This window comes from Nitrospirota bacterium, assembly GCA_023229435.1.
In the GTDB taxonomy this organism is placed as follows: Bacteria; Nitrospirota; UBA9217; order UBA9217; family UBA9217; genus JALNZF01.
The window spans coordinates 1-23,210 of record JALNZF010000016.1 but is presented as its reverse complement, the minus strand read 5'-3'; the positions used below and the strand labels follow the sequence as shown (position 1 = coordinate 23,210).

Below are 23,210 nucleotides of genomic sequence, written 5' to 3'. Positions count from 1 at the left end.
TTACCGCCTCTTTCCTCCCCCTCCGAAAATCGATCCCAGAACACCGTGGGACAACCTTCAAAAGAGAAATCATCGACGCCAAGCTGTTTTGCCCTGTCGGCGAATTGCGGCCGGTCCCCGCCGGGCTTCGCGATGCCGGAAAGATCTCCTTTTACATCCGCCAAGAAGACCGGCACGCCGATCCTGCTGAACTGTTCGGCCATCACCCGGAGCGTCACGGTCTTGCCCGTGCCGGTGGCGCCGGCGATCAGGCCGTGCCGATTCGCCATCTGCGGCAGGATCCCCGCCTCATCCTTGCCTTTTGCAATGATCATTATTTCTGTTTTTTGTGCCATAGTTTCTCCAGGAGGGACATGCGAGGTATTTTTGAGTGGATTATTCCATAAAGTTATTTCAAAGGCAAGTAATTCCTCGAGAAGCATGGCCGCAATTTAGGTTCGTGAGGCAGCACTTTAAACGGGGTCGGACATGACAGGGCGTCAGCAATGTTATCGAGAAATCGTTTCTGAACATCATATATCACTTTCATGAATATTATTTCCCTGATGATCATTTTATGCTATATTGTTTTCCATATGATACCGCTATTCGTTTGATAACAAAGAACAGCGTATCTATATGACCGGTCGACAGCGATAAGATTATCAGCGCGTTTCGTGTTATGTATGATATGCTTCCTGGTAATTCACACATACGCATTTTCTGATCGTCATGTTGTTTCAGAAACTACTCTATGAGGAGGATATTGTCATGAAAAGACAGTTTGTTGCAGTCGCAGTGGTTGCAATAGTTGCCTCACTCGTCTTCGGGTGTGCGTCAAAAGGACCTGTCATTCAGGACGGCAAGCAGGTAGCGATCTTTGTGCTCTTGGACCGGGGGATCAAGAGCGACATGAAAGAGGACGAAAGCAAGGACCGGAATGAAATGGGTCAGTTCATGGAAGAGAATCTGATCGAAATGCTGAAGGACGCAGGCTATAATCCGACGCTGATCCAGAAACGCAACCAATATGTCCCCGGCTCTGCAAATTATCTCGTAACCGTCAGGATCAATGATTTGCGGATGGTAAGCGGGGCGGCGCGCTTTTGGGTCGGCATGATGGCCGGCACCACAATACTCAAGAACCATTATGAACTATCTGGATCGAGCGGCAAGGTGGCCCTGTCGTATGATGATGAGGACAGCACCACGAGAGACTGGACCAAATGCGCCGAAGAGCTCAATGAACGCCTCGTGAAAAAGATCGGCGAAACACTGTCAAAGTAAAATAGAGGCTCCATCAGACATACGGCGCTGGACGCAGGTTTTCGATCACGTGTTGCCACAATAGGCGCTTTTAATCTGACGGTGAAACTCAGAACCGTGGCCGCGCAATAAAAATAAAAAAGGCGGGATGCTTTCATCCCGCCTTTGCTGTGTAACCAATATCCTTCGCTCTGCTCTGCGCCCTGAGTCTTTCGACGCGCTCAGGATAGCGCGCAATGCGCGCTATTTTTTCGCCGCGATCCCCTTCTGAATCGCCTTCACCACACCATCGCTGCCGGACTCGCGTATGGTGAGCAGCATGCCCTTCTTCTGGTAGTAGCCCATGAGCGGCGCGGTCTTCTCATTGTACACGTCGAGACGCTTGCTGATGGCCTCCACGGTCTCGTCAGCGCGCTGGATCGTGGGGCTGCCGCACTTCTTGCACTTGTCGCCGGGGGCCGGCGGATTGCTCTTGATGTTGTAGATCTCCTGGCAGGAAGAATTGGAACAGGTCCTGCGCGTGGTCAATCGGTCGAGGATCACCTCACGCGGGACCTCGATGCTCGCCACGAGATCGAGCTTGATGTTCAGCTTATTCAGGATCGCATCGAGAGCGTCGGCTTGCGGAATCGTCCTCGGGAAGCCGTCGAGGAGAAAACCCTTCTGGCAGTCCTTCTCCTTGAGCCGCTGCTCCATGATGCCCATGATCAATGAATCGGGCACCAGGTCGCCCCGGTCCATGTAGCCCTGCGCTTCTTTGCCGAGCGCGGTGCCGGCCTTTACCGCGCCGCGCAGAATATCTCCTGTCGAGATCTGGACCGAGCCGTCCAGTGCTGTCAACAGTTTTGCCACCGTGCCCTTGCCCGCGCCCGGTGCTCCTAACAGAATGATCCTCATGGTGACTTACCTCCCCGGATTAAAAAAGAATGTGTGCGTAACGGCGGCCATTATCGTATTACTGGGTGAAAAAATCAAGAGAAATGTCATGCAACAAAGGCTATTCCTGAAAAGCGGACACTCGGAACTACACCATCAACACTTCGTACTGTTCCTGGTGCAGGTTGGGGTCGGCTTTGATCACGATCTTCTTTTGAAATTCCTTTTCCAGTTCCTCCACGCCCTGCCGCTCTTCATCGTACATCATATCGGCGACCACGGAGTTTACGGTCACGAGCGCCTTCTTTTCCTCGGCTCCGGCAAAGGCCCTGCGAAGCTCGCGAAAGACCTCGTAGCAGATGGTGCGGCTGGACTTGATGTATCCGCGTCCTTCGCAGTAGGGGCAGGTGTCGCACAGCGTTCGTCCCAGGCTCTCGCGAATGCGCTTGCGCGTCATCTCGATCAGCCCGATGGGCGAGATGTGCGATATGGTCGTCTTGGCCTTGTCGTTCTCGAGCGCCTCCTGGAGGGCCGCGTACACCTTGCGCCGGTTGTCCTCGCGTTCCATGTCGATGAAATCGAGAATGAGGATCCCGCCGATGTTCCGGAGCCGGAGCTGGTAGGCGATCTCCCGCACCGCCTCGAGGTTGGTCTTGAGGATCGTGTCTTCGAGGGAGCGCTTGCCCACGTACCTGCCGGTGTTCACGTCGATCGTGGTGAGGGCCTCGGTCTGGTCAAGAATGATGTACCCGCCTGACTTGAGCCAGACCTTTCTGCCGAGGGCCCGCGAGATCTCGATCTCCACGCCGTAGTGCTCGAAGATTGGGTCGTCGCCTTCATAGGGTTTCACGCGCCTTCCGAGCTGGGGGAGGTAGGAGTCCACGAACTCTTTCACCCGATCGTATTCCTCGGGGGCGTCGATGACCAGCTTGTCCACGTCACGGGTGAAAACGTCGCGGATCACCCGAAAGACAAGGTCGAGCTCGTTGTGCATCAGCGCCGGGGCCGAGGTCTTCTCCTTTTTCCTCAGGATGGTCTCCCACAGCCGCGAGAGGAACTCGACGTCGGCAATGAAATCATCCTCGCTTCTGCCCTGGCTTGCGGTCCGGATGATGTAGCCCGTGTTCGGCTTCCGGTGCCTGCTAACGATCTCCCGGAGCCGGTTCCGTTCCTCGACGTCCTCGATCCGGCGAGAGACGCCGATGTGGTTGACGCCCGGCATCATGACCAGATAGCGGCCGGGGATGCTGATGTAGGTCGTCACACGCGCGCCCTTGGTGCTGATCGGTTCCTTCGAGACCTGGACCAGGATATCCTGACCTTCCTGCAGAAGGTCCTCGATCTGGGTGGCGTGAGAGCGTTTCCGCTTGGGCTCGACCTCGAGCTCAAGACCCTCGTCCTCCATCAGGGGCGTATATTCCGACGTGCTGTCGAACACATCGCCCACGTAGAGAAAGGCGGCTTTCTCCAGCCCGATGTCAACGAAAGACGCCTGCATGCCCGGGAGGACCTTCATCACGCGCCCTTTGTACACATTGCCTGCGACGCCGCGGTCCTTCTTGCGGTCTATGTATATTTCCGTGACCAGGCCGTTCTCCAGAAGCGCGACGCGCGTCTCCTCACGGCCCGCGTTTACGATGATCTCAGATGACATTGTGTCTCCTTCATGACGGTTCTTTGTAAAACCTATTTTATAATAGGTGAGGATTGAATACAAGGAGGAAAATTGAGAGCGTTGCAAAAATAAGAAGTCGTCATACCCGCGAACGCGGGTATCCAGGGTCAAACATCTGCATGAAAAGACTGGATTCCCGTTGGAACCTGCCCCAGCAAGATTCAAGCAGGGGCGGGAATGACGGAATTAACAAGATTTCGACTTATTACGAATCATCAATCTGTAACTGAACCGGTCCTTAAAACGACATCGGGCTTACCCACTGGTCCTTTTCCTTGCAGTACATTCCGACGCGTTTTACCCTGAAGAGCACGGACTGATCTTTCCCGATGTTGAACAGGCGCTCGATCACATCCTGCATGCGCGGCTTGAGCTGGTCGTGATCGACCAGCGTGCAGACGAGGCTTCCAAGACCCTCGGTGATCGACTCAATGCACGGGCGGATGTCCTTCTGCTTCCCCTCTTTTGAAACGATCACCGATGTCCGGGACAGAAAATCCTTCACCCGCTCGGAGGTCCCATCCCGATGCTGGGCTCCAACGGCGACCTCGTACGTGTATCTGCTGATGCTGCCTGACAGGGACGGCGCTTTCTTCGCAACAACCTTTGATTCAAGGATCCTGACGCCCTCCGGCAGGGTGCTGTTCAGACTCCTGGTGATCTGGAGCAAATCCGCGAACGGATCGATCTCCAGGTCCAGGTATTCCGTCCCGCTCTCCATGCCCACCGGAAGCGCCGGGCCGAACGCGACCTTCAAATGGGGGTTGAAGCCCTGGGAAAAGGCCACGGGCACCTGCGCGCGGACCACGGCACGATGGAACAGGGTCATGAAATCGAGATGGGAAAGAAAGCGGATGCGTCCGGCCTTGGTGACCTTCATTCTGACGCGGCTGGTCATGTCCGGTACTCCTGCGGGTTTTTTTCGATCAGCGGACGCGGTCCCTTCCGTCATCGGTTTCGTTGTCGTCAACACCGCCGGCCTTCCGAGCACATTCGTTCCGCCGTCCGCGCATCCGATGCCGCAATGTTCGCACACCACCCTGCAATTCTCCGTGATCTTCTCCTCCACCGCGCGGTGATATTCCCTCTTCAAAAATTCCCTGGTCACGCCGCTCTTGACAAAACCCCAGGGCAGTTTATCCTCCAACCCGAACGTCCGCGAGGCATACGTCGGGGCATCGAGTCCGCATTTCTGAAAAGCCTCGGTCCACTTCTTGAAATCAAAACACTCGGTCCATCCGTCAAAGCGGCAGCCGAGGCGCACAGCCTCCTCGATCACCCTGCCGAGCTTCCGGTCGCCGCGCGCGAATGTCCCTTCCAGCAGGCTCGTCTCGGGGTTGTGGCCCTTCAGCGTGATGCCGCGCCTCTTCAATCCCTTTTCGAGATAGGCCTGCTTTCTCCGAACCTCGGTGATGGACGCCTGGCCATGCCACTGGAAGGGTGTGTGCGGCTTGGGTACGAAGGTCGAGACGCTGATATTAAGCTGTATCGGGCGCTTCGACGTGCGCTTGCCGACGCTGAAGAGTTCGTTCGCGAGCCTGATGATGCCGTCAAGATCCTCGTCGGTCTCGGTTGGGAGGCCGATCATGAAGTAGAGCTTGATCGTATTCCATCCGCTCCTGAAAATGGTCTCCGCGGCGTCCAGAAGGTCGCGATCGCTCACGGGCTTGTTGATGACCCTGCGCAGGCGCTCGGTGCCTGCCTCGGGCGCGAGCGTAAAGCCGGTCTTGCGCGTGCCGGCAATGGCCCTGATCATCTCCGGCGTGAGCGTGCCCACGCGGAGCGACGGGAGCGAGACCGAAACGCGGCTGTCCCGGTACCGTTCCATCAGCTCGATGATCAGCGGCTGAATCTCCGAGTAGTCGCCTGTGCTGAGTGACGCGAGAGAAAGCTCGTCATAACCGGTGCAGGAAAGCGACCCATCGAGCAGGCCTTTCACGGTTTCGGCACCCCGCTCCCGGTACGGCCGGTAGATGATCCCGGCCTGGCAGAACCGGCAGCCGCGGATGCAGCCGCGCGCAACCTCGACGGTCACCCGGTCATGGATCGGCTTCATGAGCGGCACGAGGGGCTTGTCCGGATACGGCGCGGTTTCGATGCTCTTGAGATACCGCCTGCGGACAATCGCCTTTCCGAGCGAGGGTACGTAAAAGCCTTCCAGCTTCGAGATGGCATTGAGAAATTCCTGTCTGCCCGGATGTTTCTGCCGGAGAGCCACGATCTCGTGCACGGACTCCTCTGCCTCGCCGATGAAAAAAACATCGATAAAATCGGAAAGCGGCTCCGGGTTCACCGCGCAGGGGCCGCCGGCGATGATGACCGGATGGCTATCAGTGCGGTCCTCGGACCGTATCGGGATCTTGGCGAGCTCCAGCCCCGTCAGGATGTTTGAGTAGGAGAGTTCGTACTGAAGGGTGATGCCGATGATGTCAAATTCCGCAAGCGGCAGATTGGACTCCAGGCTGGTGAGCGGCCTTCCCGATGCGCGGAGCCGGTCCTCATAGTCTGTCCAGGGCGAGAAGACCCGCTCGCATGCCGTGTCCGGCCTGTTGTTCAGGATGTGATACAGGATCCGGATGCCGAGGTGCGACATGCCGATCTCGTACGTGTCGGGAAAAAAGAGACAGATCCTGGTCTTGACCTGGGCCAGGTCTTTGTGGATTGCATTGATCTCGGTGTTGATATACCGTGCGGGCTTGGCGACCAGCGGGAGAAAGTCTTCGTACATGGAACTCCTTAAACGACAGGGGCCAGGGTACAGGGTTCAGGGTACAGCAGGCAACGTCCCGAAGGTCCGGACTTTTCTGAACCCTGAACCCTGACGTTACACCCTGATTTAGTAGAACAACATAAACCGCCGTGCCTGGATATTCAAGAGAATTCCGAGCGAGAGAAAGGTCGTGATGATGGAGGTCCCGCCGTAGCTCACGAGGGGAAGCGGCACTCCCACAACGGGCACGATGCCTACGGACATGCCCATGTTGATGAACACATAGAACAAGAGCATGGATACGATGCCGCCGGCCATGAGCACGCCGATCCGGTCTTTGGCTTTCTTGGCCGTGTCCACGCCATTGAGCAGCAGGAGCACATACAGGAAAAGCAAGCTGCTGCTGCCGACCAATCCGGTCTCTTCAGAGATCACGGCAAAGATGAAGTCCGTATGGCGCTCCGGCAGGAACGCCATCTGGCTCTGCGTGCCTTTGCGGTAACCCCGGCCCGTGATCTGGCCCGAACCCACGGAGATCTTGGACTGGTTCGCGTGGTAGCCGCTCCCGAGCGGGTCCGAGCTCGGGTCGATGAATGCCTTGATCCGGTTCTGCTGGTATGGCTTCAGCGAACCCCAGATCTTGTGGCGCACCGGCGAGACCGCAAAAACCAGGGTCGCGACCATTGCCCCGATGAGAAGCACGACCACGACTGACCGCAGGCGGATGCCGGCGAGCAGAATGATGATGGACGACGACAGTAACAGCATGAGCGCGGTCCCCAGGTCCGGCTGCTTGAGCACGAGCATGAGCGGAACCATGACCATGACCGCCGGAATGGCCAGGTCCTTGAGCTCATAGTCTCCCTGTTTCGGGTCCTCGGCAAAGTACCGCGCGAGGGCAAGCACGAGCGAAAGTTTTGCGAGCTCCGAGGGCTGGAACGCGAAAGGACCTATGGCGAGCCAGCGCTGCGCTCCCATGCCGGCTTTGCCCATGACCATGACAAGGAACAGGAGCACGAGCGAGACTGCGTAGAGCACATAGGCATAGCGTCCCACGGTGTGATAGTCGGGGATGAGCGCGAGGAACATGACCAGCAGGCCGATGGAAACCCATGCGATCTGTTTGGTGAACAGGGACGATGGGCCCCTCGACGTGTAGGTAGCGCTGTACACCGCCGCAATGCCGATGAGCGCGATAATAAACACAAGGAACACCATTCCCCAGGGCAGATTATCGAACCGTCTTTGGGTCAACATTTTTCAGGTACTCCTCAATGACTTTTCTCGCTATGGGAGCCGCGGCGCTGCCACCGTGCCCGCCGTGTTCCACGAGCACGGCCACGGCGATCTTCGGGCGGACGACCGGCGCGTAGGCAATGAACCATGCGTGGTCCTGCGTCTCTGCCGACAGCTTGCGGCCGGCAACCTTCTGCGCAATGACCTGGGCCGTGCCTGTCTTGCCGGCGACAACGGCGAGCGGAGTAGCAGCCCCATGAGCGGTACCGCCTGGTTCATTGACCACGCCGACCAGCGCACTCTGCACTTCCTGGAGCGCACCGGGATCGAGCGTGATCGAGCTTGTGTGTTCCGGAGAAAACACGTGCACTTCCCCGGTCTCCCGGTTCCTGGTCCGCTTAAGCAACAGGGGGCGATAGAAATGACCGCCGTTCGCAACCGCACTCATCATCTGGCAGGCCTGGATGGGGCTGACGAGGACGAAGCCCTGGCCGATGGAATTGATGAACGTGTCTCCCGGATACCAGGCTTCGCCGGTCCGTTTCTTCTTCCACGCTGTCGTGGGAATAAGCCCCGGTTTTTCGTCAGGCAAAAGGATGCCGGTCAGACTCCCAAGGCCGAGTTTTCGCGCGTACTCGGCTACGCGGTCCCAGCCGATGCGCTCTCCCATGGTATAGAAGTAGACATCGCATGACTCGACGAGCGCCTGGTGGAACGATACCGGACCATGCCCGCCTTTTTTCCAGCACCGGAAAGCGCGCCTGCCACCCATGAGGAACCCCTTGCACGTTACGGAATCATCAAGCTTGATCACGCCGGAATCCAGGCCGGCCAGCGCCACGATGATCTTGAACGTGGAGCCGGGCGGATACACGCTCTGGATCGCGCGGTTGTACATCGGGTGACTCGGGTCGTTCATAAGCTTCACCCAGTCCTTTGGCGAGATCCCCGGGGGAAAGATGTTCGGGTCATACGCAGGGTGGCTTGCGAGCGCGAGGATCTCACCGGTGTTCGGGTCCATCGCCACAACGGCCCCGGCCCGGCTGCCGAGCCCTTCTTCGGCGGCTTTCTGCGCATCGAGGTCGATGGTGAGGTAGATGTCCGTGCCGGGTCTTGGCTCCTCGATACCGAGGTCTTTCACCTTCCTGCCCGCGGCGTTCACCTGGATCATGCGCCTGCCCGCAACCCCGCGCAACAGCTTATCATAGACCTTTTCCACCCCCCCCTGGCCCGTCAAAATACCGAGATCCGTCTGCTCTTTCTTGTGCTGGGAGGGCGATACCTTGCCGATATAGCCGAGCTGGTGAGCAGCCAGTCCCGCATAGGGATAATGCCTGCGATGCTCAGGCTCGATGATCGCCCCGGGCAGGTCATCCTGATGGGATTCGACCCTGGCCACCTCGTCCCAGGGCGCCTCTTCCCGGATCTTCACGGGATCATACGTTGTCCTGACAGCAGTCGCGTCGTCAAGCACTTTCCTGATGGAATCCGGAGCGATCTTGACGATTGCCGACAACTTCTCGATCGTGGCGTCAAGGTCCAGGGTGTCTTCCGGGATCAGCGAGACATCGAACACCAGCTCATTCTCGACGAGCGGCCTGCCGCTGCGGTCGTAGATGATGCCCCGCGGAGGCCTGAGCTTCACGGGTCGTATGCGGTTGTTCTCCGCCTGTTCATGGTAAAACGCTCCCTTGATCGCCTGAAGATACCAGAGGCGGATAAAGAGGACCACGGCAAGAAGGATGATGAAGGCCGCCAGGAACGGAAGCCTTCGCTGGATGCCGGTTAAGTTGTCCTGCTGCTGATCCACCTAGAACTCCTTTTGAACGTCCCGTCTCACCAGCACCGATATGACGTCCTTTCTGACTATCAGCTTCAGTACAACCGCGCCCAACAGGCCCGTGTAGAGAGCCTGGGGAAGGATGCGGCCCGCCAGCAGGCTGAAGAAGGGGACCGACCCGTAGAACATCTGCAGAAAGAACGCGATAAAGATCCCTTCCAGCAGGCTGAAAGCGGCCACGAAGATGCTGTTCGACCGGCTGGTAAGATCGAGCACTCTCCTGCCGAGCAGTCCCGCGGAAAAACCGATCAGTCCCCTCGTCAATCCGGAAAACCCGATGAAACTTGCGGAACCGATATCCTGGGCCAGCCCGATGGCCATGCCCGCAAGGGCGGCCTCCGAAGGTCCGGTCAGCAGCCCGATGATATAGAGCAGGACCAGGGCAAGGTCCGGCTTGATCCCGCCGAGCGACAGGGGGGCGAGCAGGCTTGCCTGCACAGGAATGATCAAAAGCAGGATGGTGAAATATACGAGGGGTTTCATTTCAGGAGCACCAGCGCCTCTTCCAGGCGGGAGAAGCTGACCGCGGGTTTCGCCAGCACGGTCTGGAATGCATTGGCCTCATGTTTCGATACGCTGATTACCCTTGCCACGGCAAGACCTTTGGGATAGATGCCGTCGAGACCCGACGTGATGAGCAGATCGCCTGTCTGGATATCGGCGTAGTACGAGACGTATTTGAGAGCGCAATTGACAAGCTTGCCCTCGAGCAGCCCTTCTTCGCGGTTCCGCATGACTCGGACAGCGAGCGTGCAGCCGGGGTCGGTGAGGAGAAGGACCTTCGACGTGCCGGGAAGCACGGCATGGACCTTCCCAACCACCCCGTGCGCGGTGATCACGGCCATATCTTTCCGGATGCCGTGGTCGGCACCCTTGTTCAGGGTAACGGTGCTGGAAGCCGGTGAAGACTCCTTGCCGATCACCTGGGCCATGACGTCCGTCGGCGGATAGAGCCGTTTAAAATCCAGCGCATCCCGCAGCCGTTCATTCTCGAGCTGCAGCTCGTTCATGACCGCGCTCTCGAGCAGCAGACGTTCATTCTCGGTCCGGAGCCGCTGGTTCTCCTGCTGGGTGCCGACGAGAAGAACATACCCCTTTCCGATGGACACCACGGTGTTAAAGGGCCAGCGTATGATCCGTTCGATAAAACCCGAGATGGCCAGTACCGGCCTTTCCATGAACGTGAACCGCCCGTTCTTTACCTGGAGTGTGACCAGCCAGAAGAGGAGGATAAAGAGGGAAAGAATGGACAGAAATTTTTTGTGTTTTGCAATATACCCGGGCATCCGCTTCAGCTACTTTCCACTACATAGAATCTGTATTTTTAAATTGCCGTTTCACTTGAGACCGTCATTCCTGCCCCTGCCTCAATCATGCTGGTGCAGGCTGCGGCAGGAATCCAGTCTTTTCAGTAGACTCTGGATGCCGGATCAAGTCCGGCATGACGAAAGAGGACGGTTAAATACGGACTCTCATGGGGATTACATCATGACCTTTTTCAGGATATCCTCATCATCGAGGACCATGCCGGCCCCGAGCGCCACGCAGGTCAGCGGGTTTTCGGCGATGATAATGGGCAGCGAGGTCTCCTCGCGCAGAAACACGTCGAGACCTTTCAGCAGCGCGCCTCCGCCTGCCAGCACGATGCCCTTGTCCACGATATCGGCCGAGAGCTCCGGCGGCGTGTTCTCGAGCGCCAGCTTGATGCCGTTCAGGATCTGGCTGACCGTTTCCGAAAGCGATTCGCGCACTTCGTCGTCATCGAGGACGAGCGTCTTGGGGATGCCGGAGACCAGGTCGCGGCCCTTGATCTCCATCGTATGCCGTTCGTTGTCCGTCTTGTACGCCGAACCGATTTCGAGCTTGATCGACTCGGCCATCATCTCGCCGATCAGGAGGTTGTATTTGCGCTTGATGTAGTTGATGATCGCCTCATCCATCTTGTCGCCGCCCACGCGGATTGCCTTGCTGTAGACCACGCCGTCCATGGAGATGACGGCGATGTCCGTGGTTCCGCCGCCGATATCGACGATCATGTTGCCCGAGGGCTCCGAGATGGGCAGCCCCGTCCCGATGGCCGCGGCCACAGGCTCCTCGATGAGGAAGACGTCCCGTCCGCCCGAGGTGATGGCCGCGTCCTTGACCGCCCGCTGCTCCACTTGCGTGATCCCCGAGGGAACGCCGATGACGATGCGGGGCCGCATGAACGATTTGCGGTTGTGCACCTTGCGGATAAAGTACTTCAGCATCTCGCCGGTGATGTCGAAATCGGAGATGACGCCGTCCTTGATCGGCCGGATCGTCTTGATGTCGCCGGGCGTGCGGCCGAGCATCCGTTTGGCCTCCACACCCACGGCGAGCACCTTCCCGGATTTTACGGAAATGGCGACGACAGACGGCTCATTGCAGACGATGCCCTTCCCTTTCACGTAGACCAGGGTGTTGGCCGTGCCCAGATCGATCGCCATGTCGTTCGAAAACCAACCCATGATAGTGTTGATAAACATTGTTTTCAGAAACTCCTTTCGATGAAAAAAATCCAGGACCGGGCTAACCGCAGCAACCGAATGACAACCACGGGTCACGCCGTGGAGGTGATATGCAGAGGTTTGTGGTTTACTGAGTTCTTAATTCTTCGCGTTCTCTTTGAGTCTTGGAGCGGCTCGACTGAACCCGTCGAGGTCCTTCGTGGCTGAATTTTGTTTCCCTAACGGGAACACTTATTGCTGCGTGTCGAGAGGACCGTTCGTGCCAGTTGGAGAGGCTTCGGGCCGCTGTTCCGGCGCGGGCTTTTTCTCTCCCTGGACCAGCGCCTCCGGAACGACCTGCGTCCTTGCCAGCATGTCGCCTATCCGCATCCCCCCCCTGTCACCGAGGGCGATAAGGCCTTCCATGCCGAGAGCGAGCGGGCAGAGTATCCAGCCCGCGTAGGGTATTAAAAAGAGGAAATAGGCCAGAACGATCGGGACATTCCTGATGATCGAATCCCGGTAGGTAGCCGAGGGCCCGGAATCCTCCAATGAAAGCACCCGAAGCCCGATGAGCTTTTTCCCGATGCTGCGGCGATCAAACAGCCCATCGCGAATGAGGATATATCCTGCCGCGGACAAAAAACCGATGACATCCGGCAGTCTTGCCAGGCCGATGATAAGCAGTAGATCGACAAGTCCTGCGACTGCCCTGGTTGTAAGGTCTGCCCTTTGCAATGAGCCTCCTGAACGTGCTCATACTCATACTATCAGAATAAAAAATGTATTTCAAGACTAAAAAAGCCCGGGTCCTCAAGAGAGGGTTAAAACAGGGCCCTGCGCGCCACCCATTCGATGAACGATGATGCGCCTGGCCCCCACGGTCCCGTCAACGTCGCCCGTTATGGTAACGTCATGCCCGAATGTACACCCATCCCCTGTTTCCCTTCCCCTGAAGGGAAGGTGCAGGGGTGGGGATGCGTTTGTCTCACGGGAATCCAGATAAAACAAAACGCTGGATTCCCGCGTGTCAAGTATGGGGCAGGCTTGCACGTCCGGAATGGCGGTAGGGTGGCGGCTCATGCGGAACCATGGATTTTTTGCTTATCCTTCATGGTGTTGTCATGCGCTATGATTTAGCCCTGCATGTCCTCAAAAAGAGATAGCGCTTTTTATTTCAAAAAGGTGTATAATATCCACTTGTTGAGAAGATGTCTGTTTCAGACAGGTCCTTCGGATCATCCCTCTCGACAAACAAGCCGCAGTTCACTGCAAGCAGATAATTCCAATCAATGAAAAGGAGAACACTATGCTCGAAAAAGTTAAAGCGGGGGAGAACATTGCTTCGTACTGCACCAAGTGCAAGTTGAACCTCGATCATGCGATCGTGGCCGTGACCGGCGATACCATCGTCAAGGTAAAATGCAAGACCTGCAGCAGTGTGCACAAGTTCAAGGACCCCGCGGATGTTAAAAAGCCCCGGACAGTGAAAAAGAAGGTAGATGCCGTGAAAACAGCCGAAACCTTGTGGGAAACCAGCCTGTCCGAGACAAAGGGCAAAGAGCGTGCATACGACATGTCCGGAAAATACCGGGTAGGTGATATCGTACTCCATAGCACCTTTGGCAAAGGTATCGTCAGGAAGCTCTATCTGAACAAGTGCGACATGCTCTTCAAGGACAAAGAGCGCCTGATGGCGTCGGCAAACCAGTAAACCCCGTTATTTTACCGCAGAGGACGCAGAGGACGTCGAACAAATCGGTCCTTATTTTCAGTAACCGGCATAACAACGCCTTTGCACCTTTGCGGTAAATACTTTTTCCTGTATCCCCCGAAATGCTCAAATCCAAAATCCTCATCACCTGCCCCAAAGGCATACCCCCTTTTCTGAAGCAGGAACTGATCGTCGGGAACTTCCCGGTGCTGTCCGAGAACATCGCCGGCGTTGAGACCGAGGGCAGCCTCGACGACGCCATGCGTTTGAATCTTTCACTTCGCACGGGCCACCGCGTGCTTTTCGTGCTCAAGGAATTCACTGCCAGGAACGCCGACGAGCTGTATCATGCCTTGCATGACATCGCGTGGGAGCAGCACATCCCCGAGGACGGGTATCTCTGCATCACCTCGAGCGTTGAGAACCCCACGATCAAGGACTCCCGCTTCGCGAGCCTGAAATGCAAGGACGCCATTGTCGACCGCATAAAAGAAAAATGCGGGAAACGGCCCGACTCCGGCCCCGAACGAGACCGGTCCGTGGTGCATCTCTACTGGAAGGAAGACCGGTGTTCGGTGTATCTCGACACCTCGGGAGAACCGCTCTCGCGTCGCGGCTATCGGAAGATCCCGCTGGGAGCACCCATGCAGGAGACGCTTGCCGCCGCTGTCGTGCTTGCCATGGGCTGGAACGGCTCGGGGAACTTCATCAACCCCATGTGCGGCAGCGGCACGCTCGCGATCGAGGCGGCGCTCATCGGTCTGGACCGCGCGCCGGGGCTCCTCAGGGGAAATTTCGGGTTCATGCACCTCAAGGGCTTCAACGAAGCCCGCTGGAACGAGCTGCGCGAGAAGACGCGGAAGGAATCAAAGAAAAGCCTGCCCGGGAAGATCATCGCCACGGACATCAGCCCTCAGGCAATCGAAGCAGCGAAGAAGAACGCGACCACCGCCGGCGTTGAGCATATCATCGAGTTCAGCGTCTGCAATTTTTCCGACACACCCCTGCCCGAAAACGGCGGTGTCATGGTGATGAATCCCGAGTACGGTGAACGGATGGGTGAGGTCCAGAAACTCGAAACCACGTACAAGGACATCGGAGATTATTATAAGCAGAAATGCAGGGGATTTACCGGCTATGTGTTCACGGGCAATCCGGGTCTCGCCAAAAAGGTGAGTTTGAAGCCGACGAGGACCTTTCAATTCTTTAACAGCGGGATCGAGTGCCGGCTGCTTGAGTATGAGCTGTATGAGGGAACGAGGAAGATCAAAAAACCGAAAACATCATGAACCTGAAACGCACCCCCAGTCCGAGAGGAAACCGTGGTAAATAGGATCTATTATATGGCTGTAATCGTAACAGCGATTATCATGTCGGGTCCCGTCTATGCTGAACAAGCGGACCTGCCCAGGACCGGTCAGAGTACAGGCAAGAGCGCTGGTAATGATGGAATCTCGCGGAACGACGAAGTTCGGCCGAACCAAAGGTTCACCAATCCCGACGGCACATCGCCCATCACCGGCAGCGTGGTTGTGGACCAGCAGACAGGACTGATGTGGCTCAGGGACGCCAATTGCATCAAGACAAACTACGCGTCGTTCGACAAAGACGGCAAGACAGGAGACGGCGCTGTTACCTGGCGGCACGTCCTCGCCTTTGTCGCCGGAATAAATGCGGGGAAATATCCCAACTGCGGGGACGGCAAGACCGATTGGCGGATACCAAGCAGAAAGGAATTGACAAGCCTTATAAACGACGGTATGGCAAAATCCGCCTCTTGGTTAAACGATCCTGCACAGGGCTTCAGCAATGTGCAGGCGGACAGCTACTGGGAACCTAATGCGTATCCCTATGCCGCGCTTATGACCGTAGGGAACCACTCCATGTACGACAGCGGTATGAACATGGAAGATATGATGTACTACTACTTCTATGTGTGGCCCGTGCGCTCCGGAAAGTAGCCCTCGACGAATACCGTGCCGAGATATCTTTTTACGAAGATGCGGGTTCACCGCTGCAACGGATATATCCCCTTTTTCCTGATTCATAATCCTGCCCCGAAGAAAATATCATTTGCCATATCTGCGCTCCCGCGTTATTATGCTAAGCTGTTTTAGCAACTTATTATTTTATTTATCAATCAGCAAGGAAAACACATGCTGCAGATCACGAACCTGGAAAAATCCTACGGCAAACAACTGCTCTTCGACGGCGTCAGCTTCACGGTCAACCCGCGCGAACGCGTCGGGCTCGTAGGCAGGAACGGCCACGGCAAATCCACGCTCTTCCGCATGATCCTCGGGGAAGAGCATCAGGACTCCGGCACGATCACAACGCCGTCGGGATACACCATCGGCCATTTGTCCCAGCACATCCATTTCACCGAAGACACCGTGCTCCAGGAAGCCTGCCTGGCACTTCCGAAGAATGATGACCACATTGATGAATCGTACAAGGCGGAAGCCATCCTGCATGGACTCGGGTTCGACAACGATGACTTCGACCGGCCGCCCTCCTCGTTGTCCGGCGGATACCAGGTGCGGTTGAACCTCGCAAAAGTACTGGTGTCGGGGCCGAACCTCCTGCTTCTCGATGAGCCCACGAACTATCTCGACATCGTCTCGGTCCGCTGGATCACGCAGTTCCTTCGCGCGTGGAGGAACGAGCTCATCATCATCACCCACGACCGCGACTTCATGGACAGCGTCACCACCCATACCATGATCATCCACCGCTGCAAGATGCGGAAGGTCGCGGGCGGCACTCAGAAGCTCTACGACCAGATCCTGATGGAAGAGGAAATTTACGAGAAGACGCGCCAGAATGACGAAAAGAAACGCAAAGAGGTTGAGCAGTTCATTAACCGGTTCCGCGCGCAGGCAACCAAGGCCAGCGCGGTCCAGTCGCGCGTCAAGGCGCTCGCACGGCACGAGACGCTCGGCAAGCTCGACGAGATCAAAAACCTCGACTTCAAGTTCCGGTCCGCGCCTTTTGAAGCGAAATGGCTGATGACCGTGGACGATCTGTCCTTTGGGTTCGACCAGGACGGCCCGATGCTGATCGACGGACTCTCCTTTGCCGTGGGCAAGAAGGACCGCATTGCCGTGATCGGAAAGAACGGCAAGGGCAAGACCACGCTGCTGAACCTGCTGGCGCGGGAAATGTCTCTCACGGGCGGAGAGATCAAGCTGCACCCCAATACCAAGATCGCCTACTTCGGACAGACCAATATCGACCGCCTGCGCCCCGACAAGACAGCCCTGCAGGAGATCATGGACGCGCATCCGGACTATGCCCAGGGCGAGTCCCGCGCGATCTGCGGTCTCATGATGTTCGAGGGAGATAATGCGCTCAAGAAAGTGAGCGTTCTGTCGGGCGGGGAGCGGAGCCGCGTACTGCTCGGTAAACTGCTTGTCTCGCCGGCCAACCTCCTGCTCCTCGACGAACCCACGAACCACCTGGACATGGAATCCATTGACTCGCTGATCGAGGCCATCGAGGTCTTTGACGGCGCCGTCGTGATCGTGACCCACAGCGAGCTGATTCTGGAGGCCGTGGCCACCAAGCTGATCATCTACGATAATGATACCGTATCGGTCTTCGAAGGAACGTATTTCGACTTCCTCGAGCGCGTGGGCTGGAGCGACGAAGGCGGGGTGCGCATCAAGAAGGGGAAAAAGCAGGACGTTGATAGGAACAGCAACAGAAAAGATTCAAAAAAGATCCGCGCCGCCATCCTCACGGATAAATCACGAAGCCTGAGCGCGCTCAAAAAAAAGATCTCCGCGCTCGAAGAAGAGATCACGAAGCTCGAATTTGATGCGGAGCAGGACACGCAAAAACTTCTTGCAGTATCGGTCAAGGGCGAGGCCCTGTCCATCAAGCGGTTGTCGCAATCACTCCGCGACAACAAGGCGCGGATCGATGCGCGCTTCGCGGAACTCCAGACCATCACCACCGAACACGACGAAAAAGCGAAAGAGTTCGACCAGCAGCTGAACGAGCTGGCGCAGATATCTTAAAAAATCTTGTCACTACTCAGGAACTTAAAATCATATTCTCACACGAAGGCACAAAGACACGAAGAAGTTCAAAAAGATTAACTTGGTTTAAACACAAGATCCGCAGCCTCTCTTTGTGGCTTCGTGGCTTTGTGTGAGACAAGCCTGAGCTCAAGGCTTTAATCCTGTTCATCCCGTAATCCTGTCAAAGGTTTCTTCATTCATGGTGATACCACGATGAAAGGCTTTAACCGCTTTCTCCTCCAATTCCGGCAAGACGTAAAGCAATGGCTTTTCTTCATGCTTTACCTGTCTTTCTTCCGCATCTCGTTCATCCTCTATTTCCGGAGCAAGATCGAAACCGTCACCGGCATCTCCGATGTTCTGATGACCGCGCTGAACGGACTCCGCTACGACTCCATGGTCTCCACCTGGTGGATCCTGGTCCCGCTCCTGGCGGGCATTGTTACGGGCTTCGCGAATTTCGACCGCATGGCAGACCGTATCCGCGCAGCGTTCGGCTTCCTGTTTATTCTCCTGACATCCATCGCCTGGGTCTTCACCTTCGTCTATTTCAAAGAATACAACGAGCAGTTCAATTACTTTATTTTCAACCTGTACTATGACGACACCGGGGCCATCATGCAGACGATCTGGGCTGATTACCATCCCATCCCCGTTCTGATGGTTCTCGGCAGCATCTCGGCCATAGCGCTCCTGGTAAAAAAATACTTCCTGAAAAGGAGATCTGTTTCACCGGACGCGCTCGCAACCTGGCGTTATTCACTGGTATCCCGCATCGCGATCTCCCTGATCATCCTGTCGTTGCTCTTCGTAGCGGCGCGCGGCTCCATCGGCCGCAGGCCTGCGCAGCGCAAGGACGCGGGCAGCACCAGGGACGCCTTCCTGAACAAAGCGGTGGTGAACCCTTATTTTTCGCTGCTTTTTGCTGTTCAGGACCATGTTCTTCAGACCGGCCTGGCAGGACTGGAAACATTTTTGCCGGACCGCGATGTGCGGGCGGCGGCGCAGGAGCTGTTCAATGATCATCGGTCTTTCAATGACCTCGATGCATATCTGGAAAAGCACGCGAAGGGGCCGAAGTCCGTGCCGCCGCGCCATATCTTTCTGGTCGTGATGGAAAGCTACGATGCCTGGCCGTTCATCAAGAAGTACGCGTCCCTCGGCCTGACGGATAATCTCTCCCGTCTCGCGAAGAACGGAATCTCCATCGAGAACTTCGTGCCTGCCTCGGACGGGACCATGCAGTCGCTCACCGCGATCATGACGAGCATCCCCTATTCTCACGTTGAGATCAATTATCAGTTCACGGCCCGCAAGCCCTATCCGTCTTCGCTGTTCGAGACGTTCAAGCGTCTCGGTTACCGCACGAGGCTGTTCTATGGAGGGTATTTGAGCTGGCAGCGGTTCGGGGATTTCGCCAAAGACCAGGGTGTGGAGGAGATCTACGGAGCGCCGCATATGAGCCTGGGCGCGGCAACCCATGAATGGGGAGTGGATGATGAATATCTGCTCGACTTTGTCGTGAACACGGTGGATGACAGCCGACCGAGCCTCAACATCATCATGACAACGAGCTACCACCCGCCCTATAACGTGGATGTGGAGAGCAAGGGCTTTCCCTTGAAACAGGTGCCGACCGATATCGCTCCCCTGTTCGACAACACCACGAGCCTCAAGATGCTCGGCCATTTGTGGTACTCGGACAAATGCCTCGGCGAATTCGTGAAGAAGGCTGAAAGCAAACTTAAGCGCCCGCTCTTCGCCTTCACCGGCGACCATTTCGGCCGCAAGTTCATCAACGCAAACCCGGACTTCTTCGAACGTTCGGGAGTGTCGCTCATCCTCTATGGCAGGGACGCGCTGAACGGGATCGCGCTCCCGCGGGGCGCTGCGGGCTCTCATATCGACATCGGACCCACGCTCGTCGAGCTCACCGCCCCAAAAGGGTTCACCTACTATTCAGTCGGACAAGACCTGCTCGCCCCGAGAAAGGAATTCTTGGGCATCGGCTGGTTCCGGGTGATCGGGAAGGACTTCATCCTCGATCTGTCCGGGGCTCCGCAGTTCTATCCGCTCCCGGGCAAACCACTGCCTGATAATCTGCCGGACATGAGTGTGTTGAAAGCTACGTTTGACCGTGTGTACGGCATCGGATGGTGGCGGGTGAGGCGGGGAGAAAAGCTTTAAGGGTCGCCCCTGCGCATTCAAGAAAAGAACCTGTTTGTTCCATCCTATTTTCCTGAAGTCAATTCCCGGACTGTCTGCCTTATCTCGGCCGCATCGGGTGCATTCGGCGCTAATTCAAGATACCGATTGAACTCTTTTACGGCCTCGGGCTTCTTGTTCAGGTCATACGCCAGCACCACGCCGAGATTGCGGTGTCCGTTCGGAAAGTTGGGTTCGATCTTGAGCGCCTTCCGGTACTGCTCAACCGCCTTGTCGAACTTACGGACCCCGCGATAGCAGGTCCCCTGGTCTACCAGTACGGGCACATTCTTCGGCTCAAGAGCGAGCGCCTTTTCGTAAGCGTCGATTGCCTCGCTGAAGCGTTGCGCATCCATCAAGGCATTGCCGAGATCGATCCAGACCTGCGCGTTCTTCGGCGCCATCTTTGCCGCCTGCTCCAGCCGGTCGACCTGAAACTGCACTGGTGGTGCCGCGGGCGTATACGTTACCTGCTGCTGCTGCTGCTTCTGCTTCTGCTCCTGCTGCCGGCACCCGATGGTCACCAGCATTATGAACGACACAACCGCGACGACAATGATCTTGTTCATGGTTCCTCCTTGATAGCGATGACAGGCGAAAGACTGAAGCTTATCGTTTAGTCGGTTTCGCCTTCTGAATTTATTTCTTGACGAACGAACAGCAGTAATCGCTCAGCCTTTTTACTTTCATCGTGAACTTGGAGTTGACGGCCACGGCAAAGGACCCGCCGTCCTTGACCGGCATCCAGTCCTTCTCCCCCGGCAGGAGCACCTCAAGATCGCCGGATATGATCTCCATGATCTCCTTGTCGGTCGTGTTAAACTCGTACACGCCGGGCAGCATCACGCCGAGGGTCTTCTTCGAGCCGTCGGGAAAGATCACGGTCCTGCTGGTCACCTTGCCGTCGAAATAGATGTTCGCCTTTTTAATTACGGTAACGTTCCTGAATTCAGACATGAGATCCTCCCTCAAAGAGCCAATACAATATTTTCAACAGCCGTAACTACTCAGATTGGCCGCAAAAGATCGCAAAGAACTCAAAGAAGAAACATGAAACCATGTATTTCGGTTTTAATTCTCTCTGCGGTCCTTGCGTGCTTCTCTAAGTGGCCGGTTCATTTTTTAGGCCATTCGCGGCTAATAGATTTTCCGGAGTAGATACCAACAGCTTTTTATTCCGCACTCCGCATTCCGCACTCGTCTCACCTCGTCAAATGCCGGTACTTGATCCGGTGGGGCTGGTCCGCGTCCGCGCCGAGCCGTTTTTTCCGGTCTTCCTCATACTCCGAATAGTTCCCGTCAAAGAATACCACCTTGCTCTCGCCCTCAAAGGCAAGCATGTGCGTCGCGATCCTGTCGAGGAACCAGCGATCGTGGCTGATCACCACGGCGCAGCCCGCGAAGTTCTCGAGCCCCTCTTCGAGCGCCCGCATGGTGTTCACGTCAATGTCATTCGTGGGCTCGTCGAGCAGCAGCACGTTCGCTTCTTCCTTCAGGACTCGCGCCAAATGAACGCGATTCCGCTCCCCGCCCGAGAGCACGCCGACCTTCTTCTGCTGGTCCGTGCCCCCGAAGTTGAAGCGCGACACATACGCGCGGGAGTTCATCAAAAGCTTGCCGAGCTGGACCTGCTCCTGACCGCCGGTGATCACCTCCCAGATGGTTTTGTTCGGGTCGAGCACGTCGCGGCTCTGGTCCACATACCCGAGCTTCACGGTCTCGCCGACCCTGATCGTGCCGGTGTCCGGTTTGTCCTGGCCCGTGATCATGCGGAACAGCGTGGTCTTGCCCGCGCCGTTCGGCCCGATCACTCCCACGATGCCGCCCGGCGGGAGCATGAAGCTCATGCCCTCGACGAGGATGTTGTCGCCGTAGGCCTTGGTCACGTTGTCGGCCTCGATCACCACCTTGCCGAGCCGCGGTCCCGGCGGTATGTAGATCTCCAGTTCCTTGCCGCGCGCCTCCGTCTGCTGGCGAAGCAGCTCTTCGTAGGAAGTGATGCGCGCCTTTGATTTTGCGTGCCGGCCCTTGGGCGACATCCTGATCCACTCGAGCTCGCGCTGGAGCGTCTTCTGGCGTTCGCTCTCGGACTTCTCTTCGAGCTTCAGCCGGTTGCCCTTCTGTTCAAGCCAGGAAGAGTAGTTCCCCTTCCATGGGATGCCCTGGCCGCGGTCGAGTTCGAGGATCCAGCCGGCGACGTTATCGAGGAAGTAGCGGTCGTGGGTCACGGCGATGACCGTGCCCTCGTATTTCTGGAGATGGTGCTCGAGCCAGGCAACGGACTCGGCATCGAGATGGTTCGTGGGCTCGTCGAGAAGAAGGATGTCCGGCTTCTGGAGCAGCAGCCTGCAGAGCGCCACGCGCCGCTTCTCGCCGCCGGAGAGCACCTTCACCACCGTATCGCCGGCGGGGCAGCGCAGGGCGTCCATGGCCATCTCGAGCCTGCTGTCCAGTTCCCAGGCATTCAGATGGTCGAGCTTTTCCTGCACCTTGCCCTGGCGTTCGATGAGCTTGTTCATCTCGTCATCGGACATGGGATCGGCGAAACTCTCGTTGATCTTGTTGTACTCGCTCAGCAGGTTTACGGTGTCCTGCACGCCCTCCTCAACAACCTGGCGCACGGTCTTCGCGGGATCGAGCTTCGGCTCCTGCTCAAGAAAACCGACGGTGTAGCCCGGAGAGAGCACTGCCTCGCCGACATATTCCTTGTCCGTACCCGCCATGATCCGGAGGAGCGAGCTCTTGCCCGACCCGTTCAGGCCCAGCACACCGATCTTGGCGCCGTAGAAGTACGAGAGATAGATGTCCTTCAGTACCGGCTTCTTGTCGTAGAATTTGCCTACCCCCACCATGGAGTAGATGATCTTGTTCGGTTCAGCTGCCATAGGCGTTTTCGTTCCTTCCGTGAAAATAGTAGGCTCTTTTTACACTTTCTTATGGGTGTGTGTCAATACAAAAAAGGAAGGGTGGCGACGGGCGAGTAGCAATGAGGGAGTGGTTTTTACAAGAATATCTTGTTGCTGAGTTCACCTGCAACTAAATCGCACTACATAAAGTTTCCATTTGCTATTTCTGTATGTAGTCTGCCTATAACTGTAGAGTAAAGCACTGGCGTAGTGGCTACAGGTTGATGTTTGTGTTCCCCGTTTCTCTCCGTTTCCTCCGAGAGTGTCACTGTATCTCAACCATACCCTATCTCCAGCGCCTTCTCGTCAA

General features: G+C 56.7%; 18 protein-coding genes and 1 pseudogene. 6 read left to right on the top strand and 13 right to left on the bottom strand.

The window, feature by feature from the left end:
• Positions 1-20: 20 nt before the first annotated feature.
• Positions 21-335, bottom strand: a pseudogene (locus tag M0R70_11060) (DUF853 domain-containing protein).
• A gap of 415 nt (positions 336-750) precedes the next feature.
• On the opposite strand from M0R70_11060, the gene M0R70_11055 reads away from it, so the two are divergent.
• Positions 751-1,266 carry a DUF4410 domain-containing protein gene (locus tag M0R70_11055; GenBank protein MCK9419905.1) on the top strand — a complete coding sequence of 172 codons (516 nt, stop codon included), beginning with the start codon at positions 751-753 and terminating at the stop codon, positions 1,264-1,266.
• Positions 1,267-1,488: 222 nt separating this feature from the next.
• On the opposite strand, the gene M0R70_11050 is transcribed toward M0R70_11055, so the two are convergent.
• From M0R70_11050 to M0R70_11010, 9 genes are all read right to left on the bottom strand, one after another.
• Entirely contained in the window at positions 1,489-2,142 is a 654-nt protein-coding gene (locus M0R70_11050) for an adenylate kinase (GenBank protein MCK9419904.1), read from the bottom strand.
• Positions 2,143-2,269: 127 nt separating this feature from the next.
• Positions 2,270-3,775 carry an Rne/Rng family ribonuclease gene (locus M0R70_11045; protein MCK9419903.1) on the bottom strand — a complete coding sequence of 502 codons (1,506 nt, stop codon included), beginning with the start codon at positions 3,773-3,775 and terminating at the stop codon, positions 2,270-2,272.
• A gap of 259 nt (positions 3,776-4,034) precedes the next feature.
• The gene (locus tag M0R70_11040; GenBank protein MCK9419902.1) at positions 4,035-6,524 is read right to left on the bottom strand and encodes a TIGR03960 family B12-binding radical SAM protein; all 2,490 of its coding nucleotides are present in this window, start codon (positions 6,522-6,524) and stop codon (positions 4,035-4,037) included.
• Between the two features lie 108 nt (positions 6,525-6,632).
• A complete protein-coding gene (gene rodA, locus M0R70_11035) occupies positions 6,633-7,763 on the bottom strand; it encodes a rod shape-determining protein RodA (GenBank protein ID MCK9419901.1) in 1,131 nt (376 codons plus the stop codon).
• Positions 7,738-9,552, bottom strand: coding sequence for a penicillin-binding protein 2 (gene mrdA, locus M0R70_11030; protein MCK9419900.1), 1,815 nt, complete (start codon positions 9,550-9,552; stop codon positions 7,738-7,740). The genes rodA and mrdA overlap by 26 nt, the downstream gene beginning before the upstream one ends.
• Positions 9,553-10,065, bottom strand: a complete 513-nt coding sequence (mreD, locus tag M0R70_11025) for a rod shape-determining protein MreD (GenBank protein MCK9419899.1) — start codon at positions 10,063-10,065, stop codon at positions 9,553-9,555.
• Complete coding sequence (gene mreC, locus M0R70_11020) at positions 10,062-10,868, bottom strand: rod shape-determining protein MreC (protein MCK9419898.1); 807 nt, start codon at positions 10,866-10,868, stop codon at positions 10,062-10,064. The genes mreD and mreC overlap by 4 nt, the downstream gene beginning before the upstream one ends.
• A gap of 195 nt (positions 10,869-11,063) precedes the next feature.
• Positions 11,064-12,089, bottom strand: coding sequence for a rod shape-determining protein (locus M0R70_11015; protein ID MCK9419897.1), 1,026 nt, complete (start codon positions 12,087-12,089; stop codon positions 11,064-11,066).
• 213 nt (positions 12,090-12,302) lie between these two features.
• Positions 12,303-12,788, bottom strand: a complete 486-nt coding sequence (locus M0R70_11010; GenBank protein ID MCK9419896.1) for an RDD family protein — start codon at positions 12,786-12,788, stop codon at positions 12,303-12,305.
• Positions 12,789-13,359: 571 nt separating this feature from the next.
• Here M0R70_11010 and M0R70_11005 point away from each other — a divergent pair.
• The 5 genes from M0R70_11005 to M0R70_10985 all read left to right on the top strand — a co-directional run bounded on the left by M0R70_11005 (position 13,360) and on the right by M0R70_10985 (position 19,976).
• Positions 13,360-13,764, top strand: a complete 405-nt coding sequence (locus tag M0R70_11005; protein MCK9419895.1) for a hypothetical protein — start codon at positions 13,360-13,362, stop codon at positions 13,762-13,764.
• 122 nt (positions 13,765-13,886) lie between these two features.
• On the top strand, positions 13,887-15,053 hold the full coding sequence (locus M0R70_11000; GenBank protein ID MCK9419894.1) for a class I SAM-dependent RNA methyltransferase: 1,167 nt from the start codon (positions 13,887-13,889) through the stop codon (positions 15,051-15,053).
• 54 nt (positions 15,054-15,107) lie between these two features.
• Positions 15,108-15,725, top strand: a complete 618-nt coding sequence (locus M0R70_10995) for a DUF1566 domain-containing protein (GenBank protein ID MCK9419893.1) — start codon at positions 15,108-15,110, stop codon at positions 15,723-15,725.
• Positions 15,726-15,920: 195 nt separating this feature from the next.
• Positions 15,921-17,786 carry an ATP-binding cassette domain-containing protein gene (locus M0R70_10990; GenBank protein ID MCK9419892.1) on the top strand — a complete coding sequence of 622 codons (1,866 nt, stop codon included), beginning with the start codon at positions 15,921-15,923 and terminating at the stop codon, positions 17,784-17,786.
• Positions 17,787-18,065: 279 nt separating this feature from the next.
• Positions 18,066-19,976 carry a sulfatase-like hydrolase/transferase gene (locus tag M0R70_10985; protein MCK9419891.1) on the top strand — a complete coding sequence of 637 codons (1,911 nt, stop codon included), beginning with the start codon at positions 18,066-18,068 and terminating at the stop codon, positions 19,974-19,976.
• Between the two features lie 44 nt (positions 19,977-20,020).
• Here M0R70_10985 and M0R70_10980 read toward each other — a convergent pair whose 3' ends face one another.
• The 3 genes from M0R70_10980 to ettA form a co-directional block, all read right to left on the bottom strand.
• Complete coding sequence (locus M0R70_10980; GenBank protein MCK9419890.1) at positions 20,021-20,563, bottom strand: tetratricopeptide repeat protein; 543 nt, start codon at positions 20,561-20,563, stop codon at positions 20,021-20,023.
• 70 nt (positions 20,564-20,633) lie between these two features.
• The gene (locus M0R70_10975) at positions 20,634-20,951 is read right to left on the bottom strand and encodes a pyrimidine/purine nucleoside phosphorylase (GenBank protein MCK9419889.1); all 318 of its coding nucleotides are present in this window, start codon (positions 20,949-20,951) and stop codon (positions 20,634-20,636) included.
• 245 nt (positions 20,952-21,196) lie between these two features.
• The gene (gene ettA / locus M0R70_10970) at positions 21,197-22,879 is read right to left on the bottom strand and encodes an energy-dependent translational throttle protein EttA (GenBank protein MCK9419888.1); all 1,683 of its coding nucleotides are present in this window, start codon (positions 22,877-22,879) and stop codon (positions 21,197-21,199) included.
• Between the last annotated feature and the right edge of the window lie 331 nt (positions 22,880-23,210).

Coding starts and splice junctions, on each gene's coding strand:
- M0R70_10975 (MCK9419889.1), bottom strand. CDS start 20,951: ATGTCTGAATTCAGGAACGTTACCGTAATTAAAAAGGCGAACATCTAT.
- M0R70_11015 (MCK9419897.1), bottom strand. CDS start 12,089: ATGTTTATCAACACTATCATGGGTTGGTTTTCGAACGACATGGCGATC.
- M0R70_11055 (MCK9419905.1), top strand. CDS start 751: ATGAAAAGACAGTTTGTTGCAGTCGCAGTGGTTGCAATAGTTGCCTCA.
- rodA (MCK9419901.1), bottom strand. CDS start 7,763: ATGTTGACCCAAAGACGGTTCGATAATCTGCCCTGGGGAATGGTGTTC.
- M0R70_11050 (MCK9419904.1), bottom strand. CDS start 2,142: ATGAGGATCATTCTGTTAGGAGCACCGGGCGCGGGCAAGGGCACGGTG.
- M0R70_10985 (MCK9419891.1), top strand. CDS start 18,066: ATGCTTTACCTGTCTTTCTTCCGCATCTCGTTCATCCTCTATTTCCGG.
- M0R70_10995 (MCK9419893.1), top strand. CDS start 15,108: ATGGCTGTAATCGTAACAGCGATTATCATGTCGGGTCCCGTCTATGCT.
- M0R70_11040 (MCK9419902.1), bottom strand. CDS start 6,524: ATGTACGAAGACTTTCTCCCGCTGGTCGCCAAGCCCGCACGGTATATC.
- M0R70_11000 (MCK9419894.1), top strand. CDS start 13,887: ATGCTCAAATCCAAAATCCTCATCACCTGCCCCAAAGGCATACCCCCT.
- ettA (MCK9419888.1), bottom strand. CDS start 22,879: ATGGCAGCTGAACCGAACAAGATCATCTACTCCATGGTGGGGGTAGGC.
- M0R70_10990 (MCK9419892.1), top strand. CDS start 15,921: ATGCTGCAGATCACGAACCTGGAAAAATCCTACGGCAAACAACTGCTC.
- M0R70_11045 (MCK9419903.1), bottom strand. CDS start 3,775: ATGTCATCTGAGATCATCGTAAACGCGGGCCGTGAGGAGACGCGCGTC.
- M0R70_10980 (MCK9419890.1), bottom strand. CDS start 20,563: ATGAACAAGATCATTGTCGTCGCGGTTGTGTCGTTCATAATGCTGGTG.
- mreD (MCK9419899.1), bottom strand. CDS start 10,065: ATGAAACCCCTCGTATATTTCACCATCCTGCTTTTGATCATTCCTGTG.
- M0R70_11005 (MCK9419895.1), top strand. CDS start 13,360: ATGCTCGAAAAAGTTAAAGCGGGGGAGAACATTGCTTCGTACTGCACC.
- mreC (MCK9419898.1), bottom strand. CDS start 10,868: ATGCCCGGGTATATTGCAAAACACAAAAAATTTCTGTCCATTCTTTCC.